At 43.9% G+C, this 1,840-nt stretch carries 1 pseudogene; it reads left to right on the top strand.

Annotation, left to right across the window (positions count from 1 at the left end):
- A pseudogene (locus tag DN064_RS14050) lies at nt 1-1,840 on the top strand (CUB protein); the annotation flags it as partial.

The raw sequence follows: 1,840 nt of genomic DNA, 5'->3' as shown, positions 1-1,840 counted from the left end.
CGCCACCCCTGGTGTATTTGCCCAGTGCGACAATAGTTTGGATGGGGATGACACTAATGGTTTTGTAGAGTTTGATTTAACGGTAATGGACCCAGTGGTATTAGGGGGTCTTGACCCTACGGATTATGCTGTGAGTTACTATCGTAACCAGACCGATGCAGATGGTAGAGCAAACCCCATTTTAAGTCCTTATACCAATACCGTGATCAATGCCGATCAGGTAGTGGCCCGCGTCGAGAACAATGCCAATGTGGATTGTTATGGTACGGCCATAGTAGATATAGTAGTAGATGCCTTACCGGTGTTGGATAATACACAGGTAGAGCTCAGACAATGTGATGATGATACCGATGGGTTCTCAGACTTTAATTTGACAGAATCAGAACGTTTGATCTCGAGTAATTTTGAGAACGAGATATTCACCTACCATTTATCACAGACAGATGCGGATAGTGGAAGCAATGCAATTGCAGATCCACTGGCATATACCAATACGGACCCCTCATCAAATGCAGACCGTTTGTATGTAAGGGTTAGTAGTACAGAAGGCTGTTATAGAATAGCAGCGCTGGATTTAGTAGTATCCACCACACAGATACCACCAAACTTTGAGTTGGTGTATGAGATTTGTGATGGTTATGATGTGGATGATGACAATACCAATGGTATCGAGAGCTTTGACTTTAGTGATGCGACAGCTCAGATAGAAGCCTTGTATCCATCAGGTCAGAACGTAACGGTAAGCTATTATCAGAGTTTAGATGAAGCCTTATCAGAGAGCAATGCTATCGTAGACATATCAAATTACAGAAACGAGACCTCACCCTTTGAGCAGATACTGATAGTGCGAGTGGATAGTGATGTGGATAATTCCTGTTTGGGCTTAGGTGAACACATTGTACTAAGGACCGTGAATCCCCAACCCAATACAGACCCACAGGATCTGATCTTATGCGATGATACGAACCCTGGTGATTTAAGTGAGTTGTTTGATTTGACCCAGAACGAGGCTTATATTTTAAATTCAGAACCCGATGTGGTAGCCACGTACCACACCAGCATAACAGATGCAGAGTCAGGTGCAAATGCAATAAGCACCCCAACGGCCTATCCAAACACAAGTGCCACACAGACGATCTATGTACGGGTGACCAATAGTATTACAGGCTGTTATGCCAGAGTAGCGTTTAATGTACAGGTGAATCCATTACCAGATGCCGTAATGGTGACCAACTTACTGGCCTGTGAGGATAATACAGATGGCTTCTTTGACTTTGATTTGCAGAGTAAGACCACAGAGGTATTGGCAGGTCAGGATCCGGCGATTTATCAGGTGAGCTACCATGAGAGTCAGGCGGATGCCGATAACTTAAACAATCCACTGTCAAGCCCATATACCAATACGAGTAATCCACAGACCATCTATGTGGCTATTACCAACACCCAGACAGGTTGTAGTGTTAGTAGTCAGCGTTTTGATTTGATATTACAAGAGGCAGCAGAGGCGAATCCAGATGGTGTGCCAATTGTCTATGAGATTTGTGATAATGTGAACGCTAATGATGGCTTTGGCCAGTTTGATCTCTCGACCCAGAGTGATGCGATATTGGATGGACAGGATCCTAATGATTTTAGTCTAACCTATCACGCCACATTGGAAGATGCTCTTAATGATGAGACGCCCTTACCACTATTGTATGAGAACCTGAGTAACCCACAGGTGATCTATACCCGAGTGAGTAATGTGATAGCCCCAGATATTTGTTTTGATGTAGGCGAGTTGACCTTACAGGTGAATCTCTTACCAGAGAGCGTACTGGAAGATAGATATGTCTTATGT

This window comes from Winogradskyella aurantiaca, assembly GCF_003362725.1.
Taxonomy (GTDB): Bacteria; Bacteroidota; Bacteroidia; order Flavobacteriales; family Flavobacteriaceae; genus Winogradskyella_A; species Winogradskyella_A aurantiaca.
This window is presented reverse-complemented; position numbering and strand designations above follow the sequence as displayed.